Source organism: Nocardioides panacisoli, assembly GCF_019448235.1.
In the GTDB taxonomy this organism is placed as follows: domain Bacteria; phylum Actinomycetota; class Actinomycetes; order Propionibacteriales; family Nocardioidaceae; genus Nocardioides; species Nocardioides panacisoli_A.
On record NZ_CP080409.1, the window covers coordinates 3109580 to 3132368 of the forward strand.

General features: G+C 73.0%; 20 protein-coding genes. 13 read left to right on the forward strand and 7 right to left on the reverse strand.

Annotation, left to right across the window (positions count from 1 at the left end):
• Window positions 1-18: 18 nt before the first annotated feature.
• Window positions 19-1191 carry a hypothetical protein gene (locus KUV85_RS15120; RefSeq protein WP_219960721.1) on the reverse strand — a complete coding sequence of 391 codons (1173 nt, stop codon included), beginning with the start codon at window positions 1189-1191 and terminating at the stop codon, window positions 19-21.
• 119 nt (window positions 1192-1310) lie between these two features.
• Between KUV85_RS15120 and KUV85_RS15125 the strand changes: the two genes are divergently transcribed.
• The 3 genes from KUV85_RS15125 (at window position 1311) to KUV85_RS15135 (ending at window position 5485) form a co-directional block, all read left to right on the forward strand.
• The gene (locus KUV85_RS15125) at window positions 1311-2570 is read left to right on the forward strand and encodes a PucR family transcriptional regulator (protein WP_219960722.1); all 1260 of its coding nucleotides are present in this window, start codon (window positions 1311-1313) and stop codon (window positions 2568-2570) included.
• A gap of 104 nt (window positions 2571-2674) precedes the next feature.
• Window positions 2675-4987 carry a molybdopterin cofactor-binding domain-containing protein gene (locus tag KUV85_RS15130; protein ID WP_219960723.1) on the forward strand — a complete coding sequence of 771 codons (2313 nt, stop codon included), beginning with the start codon at window positions 2675-2677 and terminating at the stop codon, window positions 4985-4987.
• Window positions 4988-5008: 21 nt separating this feature from the next.
• Window positions 5009-5485 (forward strand): (2Fe-2S)-binding protein, encoded by a 477-nt coding sequence (locus tag KUV85_RS15135; protein ID WP_219960724.1) that lies wholly within the window; start codon window positions 5009-5011, stop codon window positions 5483-5485.
• Between the two features lie 89 nt (window positions 5486-5574).
• Here KUV85_RS15135 and KUV85_RS15140 read toward each other — a convergent pair whose 3' ends face one another.
• Both KUV85_RS15140 and paaZ read right to left on the reverse strand, forming a co-directional pair.
• Window positions 5575-6189, reverse strand: a complete 615-nt coding sequence (locus KUV85_RS15140; RefSeq protein WP_219960725.1) for a TetR/AcrR family transcriptional regulator — start codon at window positions 6187-6189, stop codon at window positions 5575-5577.
• Window positions 6190-6211: 22 nt separating this feature from the next.
• On the reverse strand, window positions 6212-8266 hold the full coding sequence (paaZ, locus tag KUV85_RS15145; protein WP_237690152.1) for a phenylacetic acid degradation bifunctional protein PaaZ: 2055 nt from the start codon (window positions 8264-8266) through the stop codon (window positions 6212-6214).
• Window positions 8267-8407: 141 nt separating this feature from the next.
• On the opposite strand from paaZ, the gene paaA reads away from it, so the two are divergent.
• From paaA to paaK, 8 genes are read left to right on the forward strand one after another with little or no spacing between them, the layout of a single operon-like run.
• Complete coding sequence (paaA, locus tag KUV85_RS15150) at window positions 8408-9370, forward strand: 1,2-phenylacetyl-CoA epoxidase subunit PaaA (RefSeq protein ID WP_219960726.1); 963 nt, start codon at window positions 8408-8410, stop codon at window positions 9368-9370.
• A 31-nt stretch (window positions 9371-9401) separates the two neighbouring features.
• Window positions 9402-9695: a 1,2-phenylacetyl-CoA epoxidase subunit PaaB gene (gene paaB / locus KUV85_RS15155; protein ID WP_219960727.1), complete on the forward strand. Its 294-nt coding sequence runs from the start codon at window positions 9402-9404 to the stop codon at window positions 9693-9695.
• A gap of 49 nt (window positions 9696-9744) precedes the next feature.
• Window positions 9745-10680, forward strand: coding sequence for a 1,2-phenylacetyl-CoA epoxidase subunit PaaC (gene paaC, locus KUV85_RS15160; protein WP_219960728.1), 936 nt, complete (start codon window positions 9745-9747; stop codon window positions 10678-10680).
• Window positions 10677-11195, forward strand: a complete 519-nt coding sequence (paaD, locus tag KUV85_RS15165; RefSeq protein WP_237690153.1) for a 1,2-phenylacetyl-CoA epoxidase subunit PaaD — start codon at window positions 10677-10679, stop codon at window positions 11193-11195. The genes paaC and paaD overlap by 4 nt, the downstream gene beginning before the upstream one ends.
• A 1-nt stretch (window position 11196) precedes the next feature.
• A complete protein-coding gene (paaE, locus tag KUV85_RS15170) occupies window positions 11197-12282 on the forward strand; it encodes a 1,2-phenylacetyl-CoA epoxidase subunit PaaE (protein ID WP_219960729.1) in 1086 nt (361 codons plus the stop codon).
• Window positions 12275-12754, forward strand: coding sequence for a hydroxyphenylacetyl-CoA thioesterase PaaI (gene paaI / locus KUV85_RS15175; RefSeq protein ID WP_219960730.1), 480 nt, complete (start codon window positions 12275-12277; stop codon window positions 12752-12754). Before paaE ends, paaI begins: the two co-directional genes overlap by 8 nt.
• The gene (locus KUV85_RS15180; RefSeq protein ID WP_219960731.1) at window positions 12751-13542 is read left to right on the forward strand and encodes an enoyl-CoA hydratase-related protein; all 792 of its coding nucleotides are present in this window, start codon (window positions 12751-12753) and stop codon (window positions 13540-13542) included. Before paaI ends, KUV85_RS15180 begins: the two co-directional genes overlap by 4 nt.
• Window positions 13543-13573: 31 nt before the next feature.
• On the forward strand, window positions 13574-14878 hold the full coding sequence (gene paaK, locus KUV85_RS15185) for a phenylacetate--CoA ligase PaaK (protein WP_219960732.1): 1305 nt from the start codon (window positions 13574-13576) through the stop codon (window positions 14876-14878).
• 147 nt (window positions 14879-15025) lie between these two features.
• Here the strand turns inward: paaK and KUV85_RS15190 are convergent, their stop codons facing one another.
• On the reverse strand, window positions 15026-15736 hold the full coding sequence (locus KUV85_RS15190) for an HNH endonuclease family protein (RefSeq protein WP_219960733.1): 711 nt from the start codon (window positions 15734-15736) through the stop codon (window positions 15026-15028).
• Window positions 15737-15802: 66 nt separating this feature from the next.
• Window positions 15803-16870 (reverse strand): histidinol-phosphate transaminase, encoded by a 1068-nt coding sequence (gene hisC, locus KUV85_RS15195; protein WP_219960734.1) that lies wholly within the window; start codon window positions 16868-16870, stop codon window positions 15803-15805.
• Window positions 16871-17038: 168 nt separating this feature from the next.
• Here hisC and KUV85_RS15200 point away from each other — a divergent pair, with 168 nt between their 5' ends.
• Complete coding sequence (locus KUV85_RS15200; protein ID WP_219960735.1) at window positions 17039-17488, forward strand: MarR family winged helix-turn-helix transcriptional regulator; 450 nt, start codon at window positions 17039-17041, stop codon at window positions 17486-17488.
• Here the strand turns inward: KUV85_RS15200 and KUV85_RS15205 are convergent.
• Window positions 17478-17960: an acyl-CoA thioesterase gene (locus KUV85_RS15205; RefSeq protein ID WP_219960736.1), complete on the reverse strand. Its 483-nt coding sequence runs from the start codon at window positions 17958-17960 to the stop codon at window positions 17478-17480. The two genes, KUV85_RS15200 and KUV85_RS15205, sit on opposite strands and share 11 nt — an antisense overlap.
• Before the next feature lie 87 nt (window positions 17961-18047).
• Here KUV85_RS15205 and KUV85_RS15210 point away from each other — a divergent pair, with 87 nt between their 5' ends.
• Window positions 18048-19067 carry a 1-aminocyclopropane-1-carboxylate deaminase gene (locus tag KUV85_RS15210; protein ID WP_219960737.1) on the forward strand — a complete coding sequence of 340 codons (1020 nt, stop codon included), beginning with the start codon at window positions 18048-18050 and terminating at the stop codon, window positions 19065-19067.
• Between the two features lie 15 nt (window positions 19068-19082).
• On the opposite strand, the gene eccCb is transcribed toward KUV85_RS15210, so the two are convergent.
• A complete protein-coding gene (eccCb, locus tag KUV85_RS15215) occupies window positions 19083-22643 on the reverse strand; it encodes a type VII secretion protein EccCb (protein WP_219960738.1) in 3561 nt (1186 codons plus the stop codon).
• Window positions 22644-22789 lie beyond the last annotated feature (146 nt).

Genomic DNA, 22789 nt, shown 5'->3' on the forward strand with positions numbered 1-22789 from the left:
GTGTTCCAGCGAGTGCTGTCAACGGTCCCCGTGGTCGGTGCCCCGGTCGTTCTCCTCGCGTTGCTGGCGCCGCTGGTACTCCCGACGGCTGTACGCCGCCTGCTTGACCGCCTCCTCGTCGGCGAGGCCCGAACCGAGCGCACCGGCGATGGTGCCCATCGACGTGGACAGCCATGCGAGGCCGACGTAGTCGGCGAGCCCGACGGCGTGACCCACCTGGCTCTCCATGTGGCCGTGGGGGATCACCACGAAGGCGGCGAACAGGGTGGCCACGAACAGCAGCAGGTACATGAAGAGCACCGCGACGGAGATGGTCGCGGTGGTCGCCGTGTTCGCGATCACCGCTGCCTCGCGGGACCCGAGGTCCCTGCGCCGCTCCCAGAGGCCGTTGTCGGCGATGAGCCAGATGATCATCGCGCCGACCGCGACCCCGGTCACCAGGACCAGCCGCCACGGCGCGAAGGCGTCCGCGAGCTTCCAGATGTTGGAGTAGAAGACGCCGAAGGCCGCACCCGCCGCCGCACCGGCGATCGCCGGCGACAGGCTCGGGAGCAGCAGCCACGGACGGTTCGCCCGGACCATGCCGGCCAGCAACCGGAGCCGGCCGCGCACGCCCAGCAGTGCGATGTGCTCGTCGATCCCCTCGTAGCTGGACTCGACGTGGCCCAGGGGCGCCCGCATGCCGCGGGCGCGCCGGCTCTGCTCGTCGGTGGGGTGCCCGGGGCCCGACTGCTCACGGTCGTCCTCGTCGCCCGCGCGCTGCTGCTGCGTACGCCGCGGGTTGACGTGCTCGGAGACCACGTGGGCCGTGGCGCGCAGGGCACGCCGGCGGGTGCGCAGCGCGCCGAGAGCAGGCACCGAGAGCATCGCGATGCAGTCGTCGGTGGTGTAGTCGGCCAGGATCGGTAGCCACTCGGCCCGCCGGGGGAGGTCGGTCACGAGGACGACCGCGTCCCAGTCGTGCTCGGCCAGCGCGTGCCTGCCGAGCTCGGCCGCCGGCAGGGTGCCGTCGGCGTCGAGGTGCAGCTGCTGCTCGACCACCTCGACGCGCCAGTGGTCATCGGTGCCCTCGGCCAGTCGCGCGGCGAGGCGGTCCTCCTCGGCGAGCCAGCGCGCGATCCGGTGCGGGACGCCGGGATCGGCGACCAGCCCCACGACGTACTCGGCCCGCGATGCGGGCGTCTCCTCCACGATTCCTCCTCCGGGTGCCCCATGGTCGAGTGGATCCCCCAGCGTCACAGTGACCGGTCGCAACCTCCGCCCGCGCAGCGACGTGCGATCGGTCACAGGCAGCGGGGTACGTTGCTCGGGTGCCCCCCTCGCCTCCCGCCGACGCCACGCTGGCGGCCCACGTCGACCGCCACCGGGCCACGCGGCTCGACCCGTTGACCGACCGGCTGGTGGAGATGATCGAGCGGGCGAACCCCGGCTACCGTCGGAGTGGCCTGGTGCCGCGGGAGGACCTGTGGCACTCGTGCCACACCAACATCGACCGCATCCTGGAGCTGCTCTCCCGAGCGCTGGACCCGGCACGGGAGGCCACGGAGCCCGGCACGCCGATGCTGCCCGACGACGCCGTCGAGTACGACGCGGCCCGGGCCACCGGCAAGCGCCGCTCCGACCAGGGCCTGCCGCTGGACGACGTACTCCGTTCCTTCCGGATGGGTGGGCGGATCATCTGGGACGACCTGCTCGCCGAGGCGCCGGACATGGGGGTCGAGGCACTGCGCGAGGTCGGGACCCAGCTGTGGGAGATCGTCGACGCCACCTCGGCGCAGGTGGCGCGCTCCTACCACCAGGCCGAGCGGGAGCACGTGCGCGCCGACGAGCAGCTCCGGGTCCGGTTGTGGGAGGGCGTGCTCGGGGGTCGTGGTGTCGAGCCCGGGTTCGCCCACGAGGCCGGCCGCACCCTGCAGCTGCCGCCGGAGGACCCCATGGTCGTCGTGGTCGCGCCGGTCGTCGACCTGGACCTGGCGCGCCACGTGCTGAGCGGCCACCACATGGCCTGGACGAGCCGCTCCGGGGACGTGGTCGGCCTGGTCGTGCCGGGTGAGGGCGACGCGTCGGCCACCTACGACGCGCTCGAGCGGCTGGCGGTGCGCTCCGGTCTCGTGGGCGTCTCGATGCCCGTCGACGGGCTCGCGCTCGCCCACGTCGGACTGCACCAGGCGACCCTCGCGCTGCGGGCCGCGACGCCCGACGCCGGACTGGCCCGGTTCGACGCCCACCTGCCCGAGGCGCTGCTGTTCAGCGCGCCCGACATCGCGGCCCACCTGGTCGGCGTCTGGCTCGACCCGGTGCTCGCCCTGCCGCACGCCGAGGCCCAAGTGCTGCTCGACACCGTGCGGGGCTGGGTCGCCACCTCGGGGTCGGCGACCCGCACCGGCGAACTGGTCCACTGCCACCGCAACACGGTGCTCAACCGGCTGCGCCGGGTGGAGGAGGTCACGGGTCGCGTGCTCGGCGAGGCGCCCCCGATGGAGCTCGACCTCGCGCTGCGCGCACTTGGGCAGCGTGCACAAACCTTCGACGCCCATGGTGGGCGCGCCGGCTCTGGCGTCGCGGAGTGACCGTCGTCACGATGGGGTGAGCGCGCTCGCCCGGGTCGATCCGGTGCGGCGCCGGCAGCTGGCTCCCCGGCTGTCGCCACCATGCCTCGTCACTTGGGAGTGAGATGTCCACACCGGAAGACGCAGCGCCCACCTCGCTGCGCCGACGCACCTTCGTCGGCTACGTCATCGGCGGCTCGACCCTCGCGGTCGCCGCGGACCTCGCGATCGCCAAGCCCGCTCGGGCCGACGGCGTACCGTCGGTCCCGCAGATCCCCGAGATCTACGACCTGGAGGACCTGCAGACCGACGCGGCACTGCCCACCTCGCAGCTGATCACCATCGAGATCGACGACGAGGGCAACGCCAACTTCGCGATCCCCCGCATGGAGGTCGGTCAGGGCATCACCACCTCGACGGCGATGATCATCGCCGAGGAGTTGGACCTGCCGCTGGAGAAGGTCAACGTCACCCTCGCACCCGCTCGCCCCGAGCTGCTGTTCAACCAGCTCACCGGTGGGTCGAACACCTCCTACTCGACCTACACCCCGATCCGGGTCGCGGCCGCCGTGGCCCGCAAGTCGCTGCTCCAGGCCGCCGAGGCCTACCTGGACTACGGCCAGGAGCGGCTGCGCATCCTCGACGGCGTCATCAGCGCCCCCGACGGCAGTTCGGTCGGGTTCGGCGAGCTCGCCCCGATGGCGGCCTCGCCGGAGACCAAGAAGGTCGACGTCACCCTCAAGGAGGGCGAGAAGAAGGTCGTCGGTACGCCGCGCAACCGCGTCGACGCCCTGGAGGCCGTGACCGGCCGCAAGGAATTCTCCATGGACCTCGAGGTCGAGGGCGCGCTGCCGACGATGGTGTGCCGCCCGCCGACGCTGTTCGGCAGCCCCGAGCGCCTCAACAACGAGTCCGAGATCCTCGGCATGCCCGGCGTCGAGGACGTCGCCGTGGTCGACACCGGTGTCGCGGTGCGTGCCGCGACGTTCGGCCAGTGCATCGACGCCATCATCGCCATGGACGTCGACTGGGCCGGCGGCCCGATCGAGGGCGAGTCGGACCAGACGATCCTGTCGCGGGTGAAGAAGGCCGAGCTCCCGCTCGCGGTGCCCAAGGTGCCGCTGCTGGCCAAGCAGGTCGACGCCGAGTTCGAGTTCATGTTCCGCAGCAGTGCGGCGCTGGAGCCCAACTGCGCGATCGCCGACGTCCGCGACGACGAGGCCACGGTGTGGTCCGGCCTGAAGGTCCCGATCCTGGCCCAGCAGAACATCGCCAAGGCCGTCGGCCTGCCCCAGAACAAGGTGACCGTCAACGTCATCACCGGCGGCGGCTCGTTCGGTCACAAGCTCTTCGGCGACGCCGCGATCGAGGCCGCCAAGGTCTCCAAGGCGATGGGCAAGCCGGTCAAGCTGATGTGGCACCGGGCCGACGAGCCCCGCCAGGGCCGCCTGCACCCGATGTGCACCTCGCGGATCCGCGCCACGATGCTCGGCAAGCAGGTGCTCACCTTCGAGCAGCGCCACACCAGCGTCGTGACGGACTTCAGCCACGGCCTGGGCGAGATGCTCACCTCGATGGTCGACGAGCTGCCCACCGGCCTGGGCGGCCTCGGCTTCTCGCAGTCGATCTTCACGCTCACCCAGGAGCTGCCCTACAACTTCGGTGTCGTGACGCAGCTGCTCAACGAGACCGACGACCGGTTCCCCACCGGCAGCATGCGCAACATCTACTCGCCCGACGTGCGGGTAGCCAACGAGCTGGTGGTCGACATGCTGGCGGAGAAGGCCGGCATGGATCCGCTGGAGTTCCGGATCAAGTACACCAAGTCCGAACAGGTCCGGAAGGTGCTGGAGAAGGTCGGCGAGGAGAGCGACTGGGGCAAGCAGATGCCGCAGGGCACCGCCCAGGGCGTCTCCATCCACCGGGAGTACCGCGGCGCCACGGCCTGCGTGGTCGAGATCGACTGCCGGCCCGAGACGGTCAACCGCAAGATCCGCAACGCCGTCACCGGCCCCCGGGTCACCAAGGGCACCTTCGCCGTCGACGCCGGGCTGGTGCTCAACCCGCGCGGCCTGGAGGCCCAGATGCAGGGCGGGTTCGCCGACGGACTGGCGCTGACGCTCACCAGCAGCTGCCACCTGCGCGACGGCCACTTCCTCGAGGCCAGCTGGGACAACTACTACTACACCCGGCAGTGGAACATGCCGCCGGAGTTCGACGTCCACATCGTCGAGTCCGACGCCACCCACCCCGGCGGTGCGGGGGAGGCCGGTGTCGCCGCGTCGGCCGCCTCGGTCGCCTGCGCCTACGCCCGTGCGACCGGCACGGTGCCCAAGCGGTTCCCGATCAACCACGACGACCCGCTGGGTTTCGAGCCCAAGTCGTTCGTGCCCTCGGTGCCGCAGTCGCCCACCAACGGCCTCCAGTTCACCTACTGAGGATCGGAAGGATCACGACCCATGCCGCAACACACTTTCGTCCTCAACGGCGAGTCGGTCACGGTGGACGTCGAGGACGACGTCCGCATCCTGTGGGTCCTCCGGGACCTGCTGGGCGTCACCGGCCCGAAGTACGGCTGCGGGATCAACGTCTGCAAGGCGTGCACGTCCCACATCAACGGCAAGGCCTTCAACCCCTGCTCGGTGCCGGTGAGTGCGCTGGCCGACGACGACGAGGTCACCACCATCGAGGGGCTGCCCGACACCGTCGGAGCGAACCTGCACCCGATGCAGGAGGCCTGGCTGGACCGTGACGTCGCCCAGTGCGGCTACTGCCAGCCCGGCCAGATCATGGCCGCGGTGGCCCTGGTGCGCAAGGTCCGCGACGAGGGCCGCGCCATCAGCGAGGCCGACCTCGACACCATCCGCAACATCTGCCGCTGCGGCACCTACACCCGCATCCGTCAGGCGATCAAGCAGGGCGCCGAGTCCATGTGACTCCGCGTGAGCAGGGTGAGCACTCCCGTCCCGGGGCGTCGTCGGCGTACCGCCCCGGGACGGGTCACTCTCCCGATGACGGCTCGCGATCAGTGGCGGCGGATGCCGTCCAGCACGAGTGAGCACACCTGGGCGGCCAGCTCGTCCGGCGTGGTGTGCCGCTCGGGGTGGTACCACTCCCGCACCGAGTTGATCATCCCGAAGATGAGCCGCGCGGTGGTCGGCGCATCGATGTCCTCACGGACGACGCCCTCGGCGATCGCCTCCTCGACCACGCCGGCCACCACCTTGTCGTAGGCGCGGCGCTGCGCGAGCGCCCACCGCTCGGTCTCGGTGTTGCCGTGCACGCCCAGCAGCAACTTCACGTAGGGCAGCCGCTCGGCCATGATCTCGATGTTGCGCCGGATCAGGTGGGTCAACCGGTCCATCGCCGGCCCGGAGACCGCCCCCTCCTCCTCGGTGCTGGCCATGAGCGGGTCCAGCGCCCGCTCCAGCCCGAGGCGGAGCAGCTGCTCCTTGCTCTCGATGTGGTGGAAGATCGAGGACTTCGACAGCCCCGACGCCTCGGCGAGGTGGGTGAAGCTGGTGCCGTCGTAGCCCCGCTCGGTGAACACGCGGACGGCGACCTCGAGGAGCCGGTCGAGGTTGTAGACCGGACGCGCCTCCCCCGACGGCAGGGTGCGCCCGGACCTCGACTCACTCACCGGCCCATGTTCCCACGGTGCCTCAGCCGGCCTCGGGTGGCCACGTCTTGGCGACCAGGGTGAGGACGTCGTACGCCGCCACCGGCTCGTCGTCCTGGTTGGTCACCACCGCGTCCCAGCGGACCTCGCCGTAGTCGGCGGACGCCCGCGGTGTGACCTGCTTGGCGGTCAGCGTCACGCGGATGGTGTCCTCGGCCCTGACCGGGGTGAGGAACCGCAGCCGGTCGACACCGAAGTTGGCGAGCACCGGGCCCGGGTTCGGCTCGACGAACAGGCCGGCGGCCAGCGAGACCACCAGGTAGCCGTGGGCGACGATGCCGCCGAACAGCGGGTTGGCCTCCGCGGCCGCCTGGTCGGTGTGGGCGTAGAAGGTGTCGCCGGTGAAGTCGGCGAAGTGGTCGACGTCGGCCCGGCTGACGGTGCGGGGCTCGGACACGAGGCTGTCGCCGATGCGCAACTCGGCGAGGCTCTTGCGGAACGGGTGGACCTCGCCCGTCCGCCGTGCGGAGCCGGGGGTCCAGCGTCCCGTGATCGCGGTGAGCATGTCGGGGGAGGCCTGGATCGCCGTGCGCTGCATGTGGTGCAACACGCCGCGGATGCCGCCGAGCTCCTCCCCGCCGCCGGCGCGGCCGGGGCCGCCATGGGCGAGGACCGGCAGGGGGCTGCCGTGCCCGCCTGCCCGCGCGGCCTCCTTGGCGTCGTCGCGGTCGAGGACGAGCAGGCGGCCGTGCCAGGGCGCCAGGCCGAGCGTGACGGTGCGGGCGAACTCCGGGTCGTGGGTGACCACGGAGCCCACGAGGCTGCCCCGGCCGCGGGCCGCGAGCTCGACCGCGTCCGCGGCGGTCTCGTAGCCGATGACGGTGCTGACCGGTCCGAACGGCTCGATGTCGTGCGGCTCGGTGGCGCCCGGGTGGGCACGGAGCAGGACGGGGGAGAGGAACGCGCCGGTCTCCGCGGCGGCGCCGACGACCTCGACGTGCTCGGGGTCGCCGTGGACGACGTCGGCGCCGCCGCGCAGCGCCTCGATCGCCTTGCGGACCTCCTCGCGCTGGGCGAGGCTCGCCAGGGCGCCCATCCCGACGCCCTCGGCCTCGGGGTGTCCGACGGGCACCGCCGCGAGCCGCTCGCGCAGCCCGGCGACGACGGCGTCGGCGATCGCCTCGGGCACGATGACCCGCCGGATCGCGGTGCACTTCTGGCCGGCCTTGACCGTCATCTCGGTCACGACCGCGGAGAGGAAGAGGTCGAACTCCGGGTCGTCCACGCCGACGTCGGGGCCCAGGATCGAGCAGTTCAGCGAGTCCGCCTCGACGCCGAACCGGACCCCGCGCTGCACCACCGCCGGGTGGGTGCGCAGCACCTCGGCGGTGTGCGCGGAGCCGGTGAAGGCCACCGCGTCGCGCTCGTCGAGGTGGTCGAGCAGGTCGCCGGCGCCGCCGCTGACCAGCTGCAGCGTTCCCTCGGGCAGGATGCCGGACTCGATGATGCGGCGTACGACGGCCTCGGTGAGGTACGCCGTCTGGCTGGCCGGCTTCACGATGCTCGGCAGTCCCGCGAGGAAGGCGGGCGCGAGCTTCTCCAGCATGCCCCAGACGGGGAAGTTGAACGCGTTGACCTGCACGGCCACGCCGGTGCGCGAGGTGTGCACGTGCTGGCCGACGAAGGTGCCGTGCTTGCCCAGCGGCTCCAGGTCGCCGTCGAGCACCACGGTGTCGTTGGGCAGCTCGCGCTTGCCCTTGCTGGCGTAGGAGAACACCGTGCCGATGCCACCGTCGATGTCGACCATCGAGTCGCGCTGCGTGGCGCCGGTGCGGGCCGAGAGGGCGTAGAACTCCTCGGTGTACTGACCGAGGTGCTGGGCCAGTGCCTTGAGCAGCCCGGCGCGCTCGTGGAAGGTGAGGCGGCGCAGGGCGGGACCGCCCACGCGGCGGCCGTGGTCGACCATCGCGGCGAAGTCCAGCCCGGTCGTGGAGACCCGTGCGACCTCCTCACCGGTCGCGGCGTCGAGCACCGGCTCGCCGTCGGCCTCGCTGCGGAACCAGGTGCCGGCGACGTAGCTCTCCAGCAGTGCGCTCACGGGTCTCCCTCCCAGGGCCGGTCGGTGCGGCCGGACGGATGACCGGCGATCGCGCGCCGACCGATCGGTTGGCGGATCGGACGATGGTGTGTACCGTAGCGACCGACCGTTCGGTTTGTCGACCACCGCCCGGGAGGCACCATGACGACCGCGTCCTCGGCACCCGCCCACGACCGCGCCGCGGACCCGGCGCTGGAGCAGCAGTTCGCCGCCACCATCGAGCGCCACGACCGCATCGAGCCGCGCGACTGGATGCCCGAGGGCTACCGCAAGACGCTGGTGCGCCAGGTCGCCCAGCACGCCCACAGCGAGATCATCGGGATGCAGCCGGAGGGCAACTGGATCGGCCGCGCCCCGTCACTGCGGCGCAAGGCGATCCTGCTGGCCAAGGTGCAGGACGAGGCCGGGCACGGCCTCTACCTCTACTCCGCGACCGAGACCCTCGGCGCCTCCCGCGACGAGCTCACCGAGAAGCTCATCAGCGGGGCGCAGAAGTACTCCTCGATCTTCAACTACCCCACGTTGTCCTACGCCGACGTCGGCACCATCGGCTGGCTCGTCGACGGCGCCGCGATCTGCAACCAGGTGCCGCTGTGCCGGACGTCGTACGGCCCCTACGGCCGGGCGATGATCCGCATCTGCAAGGAGGAGTCCTTCCACCAGCGCCAGGGGTTCGAGCTGCTGCACACCATGATGCGCGGCACCGAGGAGCAACGCGCGATGGTGCAGGAGTCCGTCGACCGGTTCTGGTGGCCCTCGCTGATGATGTTCGGCCCGCCCGACGGCGACTCGCCCAACACCGAGCAATCGATGGCCTGGGGCATCAAGACTCACACCAACGACGAGCTGCGCCAGAAGTTCGTCGACATGACGGTGCCGCAGGCCGAGGCCCTCGGCGTGACGCTGCCCGACCCCGAGCTCGCCTGGAACGCCGAGCGCGGCCACCACGACTTCGGCCAGCCCGACTGGGAGGAGTTCTGGGCGGTGGTCACGGGCAACGGCCCGTGCAGCACCCAGCGCGTCGCCCACCGCCGGCGCGCCTGGGAGAACGGTGCGTGGGTGCGGGAGGCCGCGCTCGCGTTCGCCGGGAACGAGGAGGAGTGACGTGGTCTCGACAGGCTCGACCAACGAGGGAATGACCGACGTGTCAGCGCAGTGGCCGCTGTACGAGGTGTTCGTGCGGGGCAAGCGGGGGCTCAACCACGTCCACGTGGGCTCACTGCACGCCGCGGACGACCAGATGGCGATCCTCCACGCCCGTGACGTCTACACCCGTCGCAACGAGGGCGTGAGCATCTGGGTCGTCAGGTCCGCCGACGTCACCGCCTCAAGTCCGGACGAGAAGGACCCGCTCTTCGCGCCCAGCGGCGACAAGGTCTACCGGCACCCCACCTTCTACGACATCCCCGACGACGTCCCCCACATGTAGGTCTCGACAGGCTCGACCAACGACCGACCTCTCGACCAACGAGGAAGCCATGGCCGACGTACACACCCCCGACCCGGGCACCGACGACAACCCGTACGCCGGGCTGCTGGTCAACGACGCCCACTGGGCCTTCGGCACCGATTTCGAGGACCCGTTGGCGGGCGTCGACACGACGGTCCCCGAGGACGTCGACCCGGGCGTGCTGGCGGCGTACTGCCTGATGCTCGGCGACGACGCTTTGGTGCTCTCCCAGCGGCTCTCGGAGTGGTGCAGCCGTGCGCCGGACCTCGAGGAGGACATCGCGCTGGCCAACATCGCGCTCGACCTGCTCGGCCAGGCGCGGCTCCTGCTCGCCCGGGCCGCGGCGGCCGACCCGACGGTCGTGCCCTCGCTGCCGGCAGGGTCGCCGGTGCCCGACGAGGACCGCCTGGCCTTCTTCCGCGACGACCTCCACTTCCGCAACGTCCGCCTCGCCGAGGTGGGCGGCGGCGACTTCGCCGACGTGGTCGTGCGGATCCTGCTCTTCGCCAGCTGGCGCCTCGCGCTCCTGGAGGGGCTGGCCGGATCGCGCGACGGCGTCCTCGCAGCCGTGGCGGCCAAGGGCACCAAGGAGCTCACCTACCACCGCGACTTCGCCGCTCGCTGGTTCCTCACCCTCGCGCGGGGCACCGAGGAGTCCCGCCGGCGGTTGGTCGCGGCGCTGGAGCAGCGCTGGCCGTTGTGGGAGGAGCTCTTCGTGACCCACCCCGTGGAGCTCGACGCCGCGACGAGCGGCATCGGTGTCGACCCGGCCGCCGTGGCCGAGGATGTCGACGGCGTGCTCGACCGCGTGTTCGGGGCCAGCGGCGTCGCGCGCCCCGACGTGGCGCCCCTGGCCGGCGTCCGGGGGCGCACCGGCCGCGACGGCTGCCACACCGAGGCGCTGGGCCTGCTGCTCGCCGAGATGCAGGTCGTCGCCCGCGCCCACCCGGAGGGTCGCTGGTGAGCGCCGTGACCTCGCGACAGGAGCTGCGCGAGCGCGCCCGGGACGTGGCCGCGACCGTGGTCGACCCCGAGCTGCCCATGCTCACCCTGCTCGACCTCGGGGTGCTCCGCGACGTCGACGTCGACCACGAGGGCACGGTGGTCGCCGCCATCACCCCGACCTACTCCGGGTGTCCGGCCATGGCCACCATGCGCGACGACCTGGTCGCCGCGCTGGCAGGGGCCGGCCTCCCGGCCCGCGTCCGCGTCCAGCTGGAGCCGGCCTGGACCTCGGACTGGATCACGCCCCGTGGCCGCGCGGCCCTCGCCGACGCCGGCATCTCGCCCCCGGGGCCGGCACCGCACCACGACGGCCCGATCCCGCTGCAGCTGACCGCCACCCGACGCGCCGTGCACTGCCCGCGCTGTGGCGCCGACGACGTCGCACTCACCTCCGAGTTCGGCTCGACGGCCTGCAAGGCGATGTACCGCTGCCGGGACTGCGGCGAACCGTTCGACCACGTGAAGGAGATCTGAGGTGACCGCTACCAGCACGCTGGCGCCCGGGGCGCGCACGACCTTCCACCCGCTCACCGTCTCCGCCGTCGACCGGCTCACCGACGACGCCGTCGCGGTCACCTTCGCCGTCCCCGAGGACCTGCGCGAGGACTTCGACTTCGCGGCCGGGCAGTCCCTCACGCTGCGCCGCGTCATCGACGGCGAGGAACACCGTCGCAGCTACTCCATCTGCGCGCCCGTCGGCGCCGCGCCACGGATCGGCGTACGCGAGATCCCGGACGGGCTGTTCTCCCGCTGGCTGGTCCACGAGGTGCGCCCCGGCGACCGCATCGAGGTCCAGCCGCCCAGCGGCAGCTTCCGGGCCGACCCGAGCCCGGCCGGGCGGCACCTGTGCATCGCCGCCGGGTCGGGCATCACGCCGATGCTCTCGATCGCCTCCTCGGTGCTTGCCCACCCCGACGCCGAGGTGACGCTGCTCTACGGCAACCGAGCGACGGCCACGGTGATGTTCGCCGAGGAGCTCGCCGACCTCAAGGACGCCCACCACGACCGGTTCGGGCTGGTCCACGTGCTCTCCCGCGAGCCCCGCGACGTCGACCTCTTCTCCGGCCGGCTCGACGGCGAGCGACTCCGCGAGCTGCTCACGCGGCTGGTCCCCGTGGGCGACATGGACCACGTGTGGCTGTGCGGCCCCGTCGCGATGCTCACCGAGGCCCGCACCGTGCTCACCGACCTCGGCGTGTCGAGCGACCGGGTGCACGCCGAGCTCTTCCACGTCGACGAGCCGCCCCCGCAGCTGCGCCACCCCGAGCGCGTCGTCGAGGGCGTCACCAGCGACGTCACCCTCGTGCTGGACGGCCGGTCGGCCACGACGCCGATGCCGCGCGACAGCACGATCCTCGACGCCGCGCAGCGGACCCGCAGCGACCTGCCCTTCGCCTGCAAGGGCGGCGTCTGCGGCACCTGCCGCGCCCGGATCCGCGAGGGCGATGTCGACATGGTGCGCAACTACGCCCTCGAGCCCCACGAGGTGGAGCGCGACTTCGTCCTCACCTGCCAGAGCTTCCCCGTCAGCGACGAGATCGTGGTCGACTTCGATGCCTGAGTCCGCTCAGCCGGAGCCGGAGCACTCGGCGCAGCCCGACGTACCCGACGCCGACGCGCTCGCCCACGCGAGTGCGGAGGCGATGTGGGCCGGCGACCACGCCAGCCACGCGCTCGGCATGGTGCTCGAGGACGTCACGCCCGGCACCGCGCAGCTGTCCATGGCCGTGCGCCAGGACATGGTCAACGGCCACCGGCTGTGCCACGGCGGCATCATCGCCACCCTCGCCGACAGTGCCTTCGCCTTCGCCTGCAACAGCCACGGCACCGTCACCGTCGCCTCGGGGTTCGCCGTCGACCTGCTGGCACCCGCACGACTGGGTGACGTGCTCGTCGCCGAGGCCCGGGAGGTACGCCGTCGCGGCCGCTCGGGCGTGTACGACGTCACCGTGCGCTGCGGGGACGAGGTGATCGCGGAGTTCCGCGGCCGGAGCCGCTCGCTCGGCCGCCCGATCCTGCAGGAGGACGCATGACCGACGACCCCGTGCTCGTGGAGCGGACCGACGCCGTCGCGACGGTGACGCTCAACCGGGCCGACCGCAAGAACGCGCTCACGACCGAGCTGAAGGTCGCACTGCGCGACGCCGTCGCCGACGTCGCGGCCGATCCGGCCGTGCGCGCCGTCGTCCTCGCCGCCACCGGGAGTGCCTTCAGTGTGGGCCAGGACCTCGGGGAGCACGCCGCCGCGCTCGAGGGCGGCGCGGAGGCTGCCTTCGCCACCGTCGAGGAGCACTACGCCCCGATCGTGCGGGACCTCGCCACCATGCCCAAGCCGGTCGTCGCCGCCGTGCAGGGCACCTGCGTCGGCGCGGGACTCGGCCTCGCGCTCGCCTGCGACCTGCGCGTGCTCGCCGCCGGCGCCACCTTCGCGACGGCGTTCACCGGCATCGGGCTGACCTTCGACTCCGGCCTGTCCCACACGCTCCCGCGCGCCGTCGGCGACGCCCGGGCCCGCGAGCTGATGCTGCTGCGAGCCTCCTTCACCGCCGAGGACGCCGTCGCCTGGGGCATCACCGGTGAGGTCGTCGACGGCGACGCCGTGGCCGACCGGGCCCACGCGATCGCCGCCACGCTCGCGGCCGGGCCGACGACGGCGTACGCCGAGACCAAGGCGCTGCTGCAGGCCTCGGCGACGTCGTCGCTGCAGGAGGCGCTCGCCGCCGAGGGCGCCGCGCAGACCCGGTGCGGCGCGACCGAGGACCACCACGGCGCGGTGACGGCGTTCCTCGCCCGCGAGAAGCCGACCTTCGACGGCCGCTGACCGCGCATCGCCCACGACACAGGAGCCACGCATGGACGACCTGAGCCCGCGGCCGGGCGACCTGGACCCGATCGAGACCGCGCCCCTCGAGGAGCTGCGGGCGCTGCAGCTGGAGCGGCTGCGGTGGACGGTGGCGCACGCCCACGACCGCGTCCCGCACTACCGGCGGGCCCTCGACGAGGCCGGTGTCCATCCGCGCGACGTCACCGCACTCGAGGACCTGTCACGACTGCCCCTCACCACCAAGGCCGACCTGCGGGAGAACTACCCCTTCGGCATGTTCGCCGTGCCGCGGGAGCAGGTGCTGCGACTGCACGCGTCGTCGGGCACCACCGGCCGCCCCACCGTCGTCGGCTACACCCGCGACGACCTCGACACCTGGGCCGACGTCGTCGCCCGCAGCATCCGCGCCGCGGGTGGGCGCGCCGGCCACCTGCTGCACAACGCCTACGGCTACGGGCTCTTCACCGGCGGCCTCGGCGCCCACGCCGGCGCCGAGCGGCTGGGCTGCACCGTCGTGCCGGTCTCCGGCGGCATGACCGAGCGCCAGGTGCGGCTGATCGACGACTTCCGGCCCGACATCATCACCGTGACGCCGTCGTACATGCTCGCGCTGGTCGACGAGATGGAGCGCCAGGGCATCGACCCCCGATCCACGTCGCTGAAGGTCGGCATCTTCGGCGCCGAGCCGTGGACCGACGACATGCGCCGCGAGCTCGAGGAGCGGCTCGACATGCACGCGGTCGACATCTACGGGCTCTCGGAGGTGATCGGGCCGGGCGTGGCCAGCGAGTGCGTCGAGACCAAGGACGGGCTCACCGTGTGGGAGGACCACTTCTACCCCGAGATCATCGACCCGGTGACCGGCGAGGTGCTGCCCGACGGGGAGGAGGGCGAGCTGGTCCTCACCTCGCTGACCAAGCAGGCGATGCCGGTCATCCGCTACCGCACCCGTGACCTGACCCGTCTCCTGCCGGGCACCGCCCGCACGATGCGGCGGATCGAGAAGATCACCGGCCGCACAGACGACCTGATCATCCTGCGCGGGGTGAACCTCTTCCCGACCCAGATCGAGGAGCTGATCCTGCACACGCCGGCCCTCTCGCCGCACTTCCAGTGCGTGCTGACGCGGCCGGACAAGCTCGACGAGATGACGGTCGTGGTCGAGCACCGCGAGGGCGCGGGCGACGCGGCCGGTGACGCCGGCCGCGCGTTGCGGGCGATGGTCAAGGACGCGATCGGCGTGACCGTCGGCGTCGACGTGGTCGCGCCGGAGAGCATCGAGCGCTCGGTGGGCAAGATGCGCCGGATCATCGACCGACGCGGGCTGCGCTGACAGCCGGGTCGCAGCCGGCCGGTGCTACTCGACCAGCATCAGGAACCCGACCACGGCGCCGACGAGCACGACACCGACTCCCACGAGCAGGGCAGACACTGCGATCACTCTGCGCCACCACGGCATGCGGACGACCCTACGTGCGGGTCAGCAGAAGCCGAGCATCTCGGTGAGCGCGTCGCGCTCACTGGCGTCGATGGCCAGGTCCCAGCGTGACTTCACCCGGATCCAGCGCTTCGCGTAGCTGCACTGGTAGTCCTTGCGGGGCCGCCAGGCCGCGGGGTCGTCGTCGCCCTTGGACTGGTTGGTCGGTCCGTCGACGGACAGCAGGTTGGCCGGTGAGTTGGCGAACCGGGAGCGCCGCTCGTCGCTCCAGTCGCGGGCGCCGGACTTCCAGGCCTCCGACAGCGGCACCACGTGGTCGATCTGCAGGGCCTGGGCCTGCCGCGGGTCCTTGAGGTCGTCGAAGCGGAGCGTGGCGCCGGTGTAGGGGTCCACCCACGTGCCCGCGACGACGTCGTGGTCGCACGCACCCTGCTGCTGCACCCGCGCCTCGACCGCGTCGCGCAGCAGCACGTCGTCGCGCTGGTTGCACCCGTTGTCGTCGATGTCGGCCCACGCGCTGCCGAACGCGTCGCGGTCGTAGTCATCGGCGTACGCCGGCCGCGGCTCGACGCGCAGTCCCGCCAGCCGCTGCCCGATCGGCACCTGCGGCTGCACCGGCCGGACCGAAGTCGACGGTCCCGCCGTCACCGTCCCCCGCGGCGTCCGCTCCTCGCTCGTCGTCACCGTCGACAGGCACCCGGCGGCCACCAGCGCCGTCGACGCCACCGCGATCGCCCACGCCCACCTGGTCACCCCGACATTGTGCCGTCGGGGTCCGACAGGTCGGCTCGGCACGGTGACGACGAGCTGTCGGGCCCGTCAGTGCCAGGAGCGGGCGAGCTGCAGCAGCCGGTCGTTGGCCTCGGGCTCGCCGATGCTGACGCGACAGCCCTCCCCGGCGAACGGGCGTACGGCGATGCCGATCGTCTCGGCCGCCGCGGCGAACTCGGCCGTCCGCTCGCCCAGGTCGAACCACACGAAGTTCCCCTGTGGCTCCGGCACGTCCCACCCGGACTCGCGCAGGCCGTCGTGGGTGCGGGAGCGCTCGGCGACGAGCCCGGCGACCCGCTCCAGCAGGGCGTCCTCGGCGTCGAGCGAGGCCACCGCCGCCGCCTGGGCGACCGCGTTGACGCCGAACGGCAGCGACACCGCCCGCAGCGCACCGGCGATCGGGTCGCTCGCGACGGCGTACCCGACGCGGAGGCCGGCCAGGCCGTAGGCCTTGGAGAAGGTGCGCAGCAGCACCACGTTCGCGTGCATCCGGTACGTCGCCAGTCCGTCCACCGGGTCCTCGGAGCGGACGAACTCGCGGTAGGCCTCGTCGACGACCACCAGGACGTGCGACGGCACGGCGGCCAGCAGGTCGTCGAGCTCGCGCTGGGTGACCGCGGGGCCGGTCGGGTTGTTGGGGGTGCACACGACGAGCACCTTGGTGCGGTCGGTGACGGCCGCGGCCATCGCCGCGAGGTCGTGACGCCCGTCGGCCGTCACCGGGACCTGGACCGACGTGGCCCCGGCGGCCCGGACGGCGATCGGGTAGGCCTCGAAGGACCGCCAGGCGTAGACGACCTCGTCGCCGGGATCGCAGAAGGCGGCCACGACGTCGTACACCAGGGCGACCGAGCCGGCGCCCGCGGCGAGGTGCTGGGTGCCGACCCCGAGCCGTGCGGCGAGGGCCTCGTAGAGCGCGGTGTTGCCCATGTCGGGGTAGCGGTTCATCCGCGCGACGGCGGCCGTCGCGGCATCGAGGACGCCGGGCAGCGGGGGATGCGGGTTCTCGTTGGAGGAGACCTTGTAGGTGGTGATCCCGGGCCGGGCGGCCGGCGGTCGGCCGGGCACGTAGGTGGGGATCTGGCTGACGTGGCTGCGTGGCTGAGGGTGGGCCATGTCACAACCCTAGGGCGGGTCCGGCGCAAGAGCCGAGTTGGCGCCGAGTCGACCCGCTCATGGGCCGAGTTGGCGCCGACTCGACCCTCCTGTGAGCCGAGTTGGCGCCGACTCGGCATCCCGTTCGACGATGGTGGCGGTGTCAACCACCGCCGGTAGGCTGGTGGCATGACGACGTGGCTCGACGAGGACCAGCAGCGCGCGTGGCGGGCGTGGCTCAACGCCCACGCCCAGCTGTCCGCGCGCCTGGGTCGCGAGCTGCAGGCCGCCAGCGGCCTCTCGCTGGCCGACTACGAGGTGCTCGTCGCCCTCACCGACGTGCCCGACCACCGGATGCGGATGTTCGAGCTCACCGACGCCGTGCAGTGGGAGAAGAGCCGGCTGTCCAAGCAGATCAGCCGCATGACGGCGCGCGGCCTGGTCTCGCGCACCGAGTGCCCCGACGACCGCCGCGGCGCCCACGTCGCGCTCACGGCCGAGGGCCTCGCCGCGATCCGGTCCGCCGCGCCCGGCCACGCCGACTCGGTGCGCTCCTTGGTCTTCGACGGGCTCGAGGACGACGAGGTCCGCGCGTTGGAGAAGTTCTTCGGCCGCGTCCTCGACCGCGTCAACGGCTAGGTCGCTCCCGCAGCGTCACCGGCTCCCCGGCGTACGCCGCCAGGTCGGCCCGCACCTCCTCCGAGATCGGCCACGACTCGTTCGTGCCGGCGTCCCACAGCACGATCGCGGTCTCGGAGACGACCGCCGGCGGGTGGTCCTCGCCGACGCGCAGCTCGGAGGAGACCGTCACCGACGTCCGGCCGACGTGGCTCACCCACATCCGCACCAGGAACGGCTGGAACGGCACGAACCGCATCTCGGCGTGGTAGTCGACGCGCTGGGAGCCGACCAGCTCCACCACGCCGTCGGGCAGCCGGCCGAGCAGTCCGGTGCCGCTGCCGGCCACCTCGGCGAAGCGGAGGAAGAGCAGGCGCGCCTCGTCGAGCACCCGGATCGCCTCGACGTTGTCGACGTGCCCGCCGAGGTTGACGTCACGCAGTCGGGCCTGGATCTCGCACTCGAAGGTGACGGTCGGATGGTTCTCGCTCACGGCCCGATCCTCCCCGGCCGGCCACGTCGCCGCGGCTGCGGCCCCGACACCGTTCCGCCGGGCACACGCAACTGCGAGGATGATCAGATGAGGCTGCAGGAGTTCCCCCGCCACCCGCTGACCTTCGGACCCAGCCCGGTGCACCGCCTCGCGCGGCTGACCGAGCACCTCGGCGGGGCCGAGGTGTGGGCCAAGCGGGAGGACGTGAGCAGCGGCCTCGCCTTCGGCGGCAACAAGGTGCGCAAGCTGGAGTACCTCGTGCCCGACATCCTCGCCAGCGGGGCCGACACGCTCGTGTCGATCGGCGGCGTCCAGTCCAACCACACCCGCCAGGTCGCCGCCGTCGCCGCGCACCTGGGGCTGCGGGCGCGGCTGGTGCAGGAGCACTGGGTGCCGTGGGACGAGCCGGTCAACGACCGCGTGGGCAACATCCAGCTCTCGCGGATGATGGGCGCCGACGTGCGGCTCGACCCCGCGGGGTTCGACATCGGGATCCGCCAGTCCTGGGAGGACGCGATCGCCGAGGTCGAGGCGGCGGGCGGCACGCCGTACGCCATCCCCGCCGGGGCCAGCGAGCACCGACTCGGCGGCCTGGGTTTTGCCAATTGGGCCTTCGAGGTCGCCGAGCAGGAGCGTGACCTCGGCGTCCACTTCGACACCGTCGTCGTGTGCACCGTCACCGGGTCCACCCACGCCGGCATGGTCGCCGGGTTCGCGGCACTGGAGGAGCTGACCGGCGTACGCCGCCGCGTGATCGGCATCGACGCCTCCGCGACACTCGCGCGCACCACCGACCAGGTCGAGCGGATCGCTCGCCACACCGCCGAGCTCATCGAGCTCGGGCGTGACCTGCGCGACGACGAGATCACCGTGCTCGAGGGGTGGGCCGGTGACCGCTACGGCATCCCCGTCGAGTCGACCATGGCCGCCATGCGACTCGGCGCCGAGCTGGAGGCGATGATCACCGACCCGGTCTATGAGGGGAAGTCGCTGGCCGGCCTGGTCGACCTCGTCGGCAGCGGCGACATCCCCCGCGACGCGACCGTGCTCTACGCCCACCTGGGCGGGCAGCCCGCCCTCAACGCCTACCACTCGCTCTGGCCCTGATCGGCCCGCCCGGGATCAGGCCGTCGGCTCGGTCCAGGCCACCTGCACGGTGCGTACGCCGTCCTCGCGGGTGACCAGTCGACCGCGTCCCGGAGGGGCGGGGGCGGCGCGCACCCCGGCCAGCAGTGGACCCTCGTCGGGACTGCCGGAGAGCAGCAGGCCCGGCGCTGCCAGGTCACGCAGCGCCTGCAGCACCGGTTCGTGCAGCGCCCGTGCCGCGCCGCCCGAGCGCCGCGCCACCGCCAGCCGCAGCCCGACGTCGCCGGCCTGGGGCAGCAGCGGCAGGAGGGGCGTCAGCGGTGAGCGTCCACCGAGGGTGAGCAGGTCGTGGTCGTCGACCACGACGAAGACCTCGGCGCCGGTCCACCACGATCGCTCCCGGAGCTGGCGTGGCGTGACGTCGGGTCCGGGGAGCCGGGTGGTCAGGTAGTCGGCGAGTTCCTGCAGCGCGGGCTCGGCCTGCGCGGCGGAAGTGAGGTGGTGCAGCACGAAGTCGTCGGGGAGCTCACCGCCCAGCGAGCGACGTGGATCCACCAGCACCAGCTGCGCCCGGTCCGCGCCCCGGGTCCGCTCGATGGCGCGCACCCAGGTGCGCAGCGTCGCGCTCCTGCCCGAGCCGCCCTCGCCGAGGACCAACAGGTGCGGCGTCCTCGTCACGTCGATCCCGACCGGGGCCAGCGTCGACTCCGCCAGCCCGACCACCAGGTCGTCGCCCTCGCTGGTGAGGTCCTCGGCCGCGACGACGTCCGGGAGCAGTCGCAGCGCGGGCGCGCGCTCGCCCGGCCAGCGCGACGTCGACCGCTCGACCAGGTCCGCCAGTCCGTGCGCCGAGGCGTCCGGGTCGGCGACGCCGTCGACGCGGGGCAGCGCGGCGAGGAAGTGCTCGCCGGCCGCGGTGAGGCCGCGTCCAGGCCGTCCGGTCGGCACCGCCGCCGCCCGCCGCCGGTCCACCTCAGAGTCCATCGGGTCGCCCAGCCGCAGCTCCAGTCGGGTGCCGAACGCGTCGCGCAACCCACCGCGGAAGTCGGCCCACCGCTGCGCGCTCGCGACCAGGTGCACGCCCACCCCGAGGCCGCGGGCAGCCACCTCCTGCAGCGCGGCCGCCTCGTCGGCGTACTCCGCCCGGAGCGCGCCCCAGCCGTCCACGACCACGAACACCTCGCCGTACTCGTCCGCCAGTCCGGCCTCCCGGGCCGCGAGGAGCTCGGTGACCTGCGCGACGGCGCGGCGTACGACGTCGGGCTGGTGCCGCGTCGCGACGCCGCTGACGTGGGGGAGGTGCGCCCAGGGACCGAACCCGCCGCCCCCGAGGTCCAGCACGAAGAACTGCACCTGCCGTGGACCGTGGTGCTGCGCGAGGCCGGCGACCAGCGTCTGCAGCAGTGTGGACGCGCCGCTGCGCGCTGCACCGACCACGGCGACGTGCCCACCGGCCCCGGACAGGTCGAGGACGAGCGGGTCGCGCCGCTGCGCACGGGGACGGTCGACGATGCCGATGGGGACAGCCCAAGGACCGGCGTCGACCTCGTCCGCCCGGTCGAGCTCGTCCAGCGTCGGTGGCGTGGCCAGCGGGGGCAGCCAGATCCGGTGGGCGGGGTGCCTGTGGCGGCGCAGCGCCGCGACGGCCTCCGCCAGCAGGGTCGGCGCCTCGCTGTCGGCGGCCGGCCGCTCGGCGTCGACGGTGTCCCGCGTCGCTGCGGTGAAGGGCACCACCTGCGTGACGACCGGCGCGGGGGCTGCCCGCGCCCCCGAGACGTAGGCGGCCCGGAAGCGCGTGAGGGTCGCCGGGTCCGGCCGGAGGTAGCCGATGCCGGGTTCGGCGGGCAGGGTGTGGGCGTCCGCGACGCCGATCGCGGTGCGGGACTCGGCTGCGCTGAAGGTGCGCAGGCCGACGCGGTAGGACAGGTGCGAGTCCAGCCCCCGCAGTCGCCCCTCCTCCAGCCGCTGGGAGGCGAGCAGGAGGTGCAGGCCCAGGGAGCGGCCCAGGCGGCCGATGGCCACGAACAGGTCGAGGAACTCCGGCCGGGCCGCGAGCAGCTCGGAGAACTCGTCGACGACGATGAACAGCGCCGGCAGCGGTGGCAGGTCCGCGCCCTCGGCCCGCGCCCGGTCGTAGTCGCGGAGCGAGGCGAGGTTCCCGGCCTCCCGCAGCAGCTCCTGGCGCCGGGTCAGCTCGCCGGCGAGTGCGTCCTGCATCCGCTCCACCAGTGTCAGCTCGCGTGCGAGGTTGGTGATGACCGCCGAGGCGTGGGGGAGGTCGGCCATCCCCGCGAACGTCGCGCCGCCCTTGAAGTCGACCAGCACCAGGTTGAGCTCCTCGGGCGTGTGGGTGAGCGCGAGCCCGAGCACCAACGTCCGGAGGAACTCCGACTTGCCGGACCCGGTCGCGCCCACGACCAGCCCGTGGGGTCCCATGCCACCCTGCGCCGCCTCCTTCAGGTCCAGGTGCACCGGGCGGCCGGCGTCGTCGAGACCGATCGGCACCCGGAGCCGCTCCTCGACGGTGCGGCGGCGCGGGGCCGCGGACGGTGAGGTGCCGAGCAGGTCGAGATAGTCCCCGGTGGCGGTGGGGCCGGCCGTGCTCCGTCCGGCCAGCCGCCGCGCGACGGCCTCTGCCGCGGCCACCGACATCCGGTCGGGCACCAGCACCTCCGCCGCGCCCGCGGTCGGGTCGAGCGTGACCACGGTCGTCCCGGGGGCGGGCTGGTCAGCCGGCGTGGGGGAGTCGGCGCCATCGTCGGCGTCGACCACGACGAGGAGGCGCGTCGGGCCACCCTCCACGCTCGGCCGTCGTGCACCACGGGCGTGCGGGAGCCACTTGACCCACTCCCACGCCGGGGCGCTCGCGTCGTCGGTGACGACCTCGATGCCGACGTGCGCGGGGTCGTGGAGCACCGCGACCTGGCACAGCAGCGCCCGCGCGCGACCGCGGGCGTCCGCGCCGCCCAGGGCCCGCCGGGGCCGGTCGGCGAGGTCGAGGACGACCGGCAGGTCTGGCTGGCGGGCGTGCACCGCCACGAACCGGTGCAGTGCGGCAGCCGTCGCCGGGTCGGCCTCGGCGACCTCGTCGTCCCCGGGGACGACGAGGTCCGCCGCGAGCGGTCGGTCGCCGACCCCGACCCGCGCCGTCCAGAAGTCCGGATCGCCGGGGCGGCGCTCCCCCACCCGCGACCCCTCCGCCACCAGGCGCGCCAACGCCGCCGGCGGGGGATGACGCGACTCCTCGGAGCGACGCTGGTCGGCGGCCACCTCCCGCACGGTGCGGCGTACGACGGCCAGGTGGCGCAGGTAGGAGCGGCGCGCGCTGCCGACGCGCTGGTGGTGCTGGCGCCGCTGCCGGTCGACCTGCACGGCGACGAAACCGAGGGTGGCGCCGGCGAACATCCCGGCGGCGAGGAAGCGTGTCACCGTGCTCGCCCCGCCCAAGGAGGCCACCAGCACGATCGAGCCGACACTGCCCAGCATCGGGAGGGCGTTGAGCGCCAGTCCGGCGGCACCCTCGCGCGGTTGCTGGGGCGGCGGCGGGCGCAGCTCCACCCGCGGCAGGGGTGGTGGCTCCTCGTGCGTCCGGTTCACGGTGCGTCCTGGTGTCGGGGTCCCGAGCGAGCGTCCAGCCTAGGTCGGTGCCGGCCCGCTGACCTGCGCCTTTCCCGCTGCCTGTGGACAACCGGAGCAGGGGGTTCCGCGACGTGGGTCGTGCTGGATAGGACTGCTCCACCGCG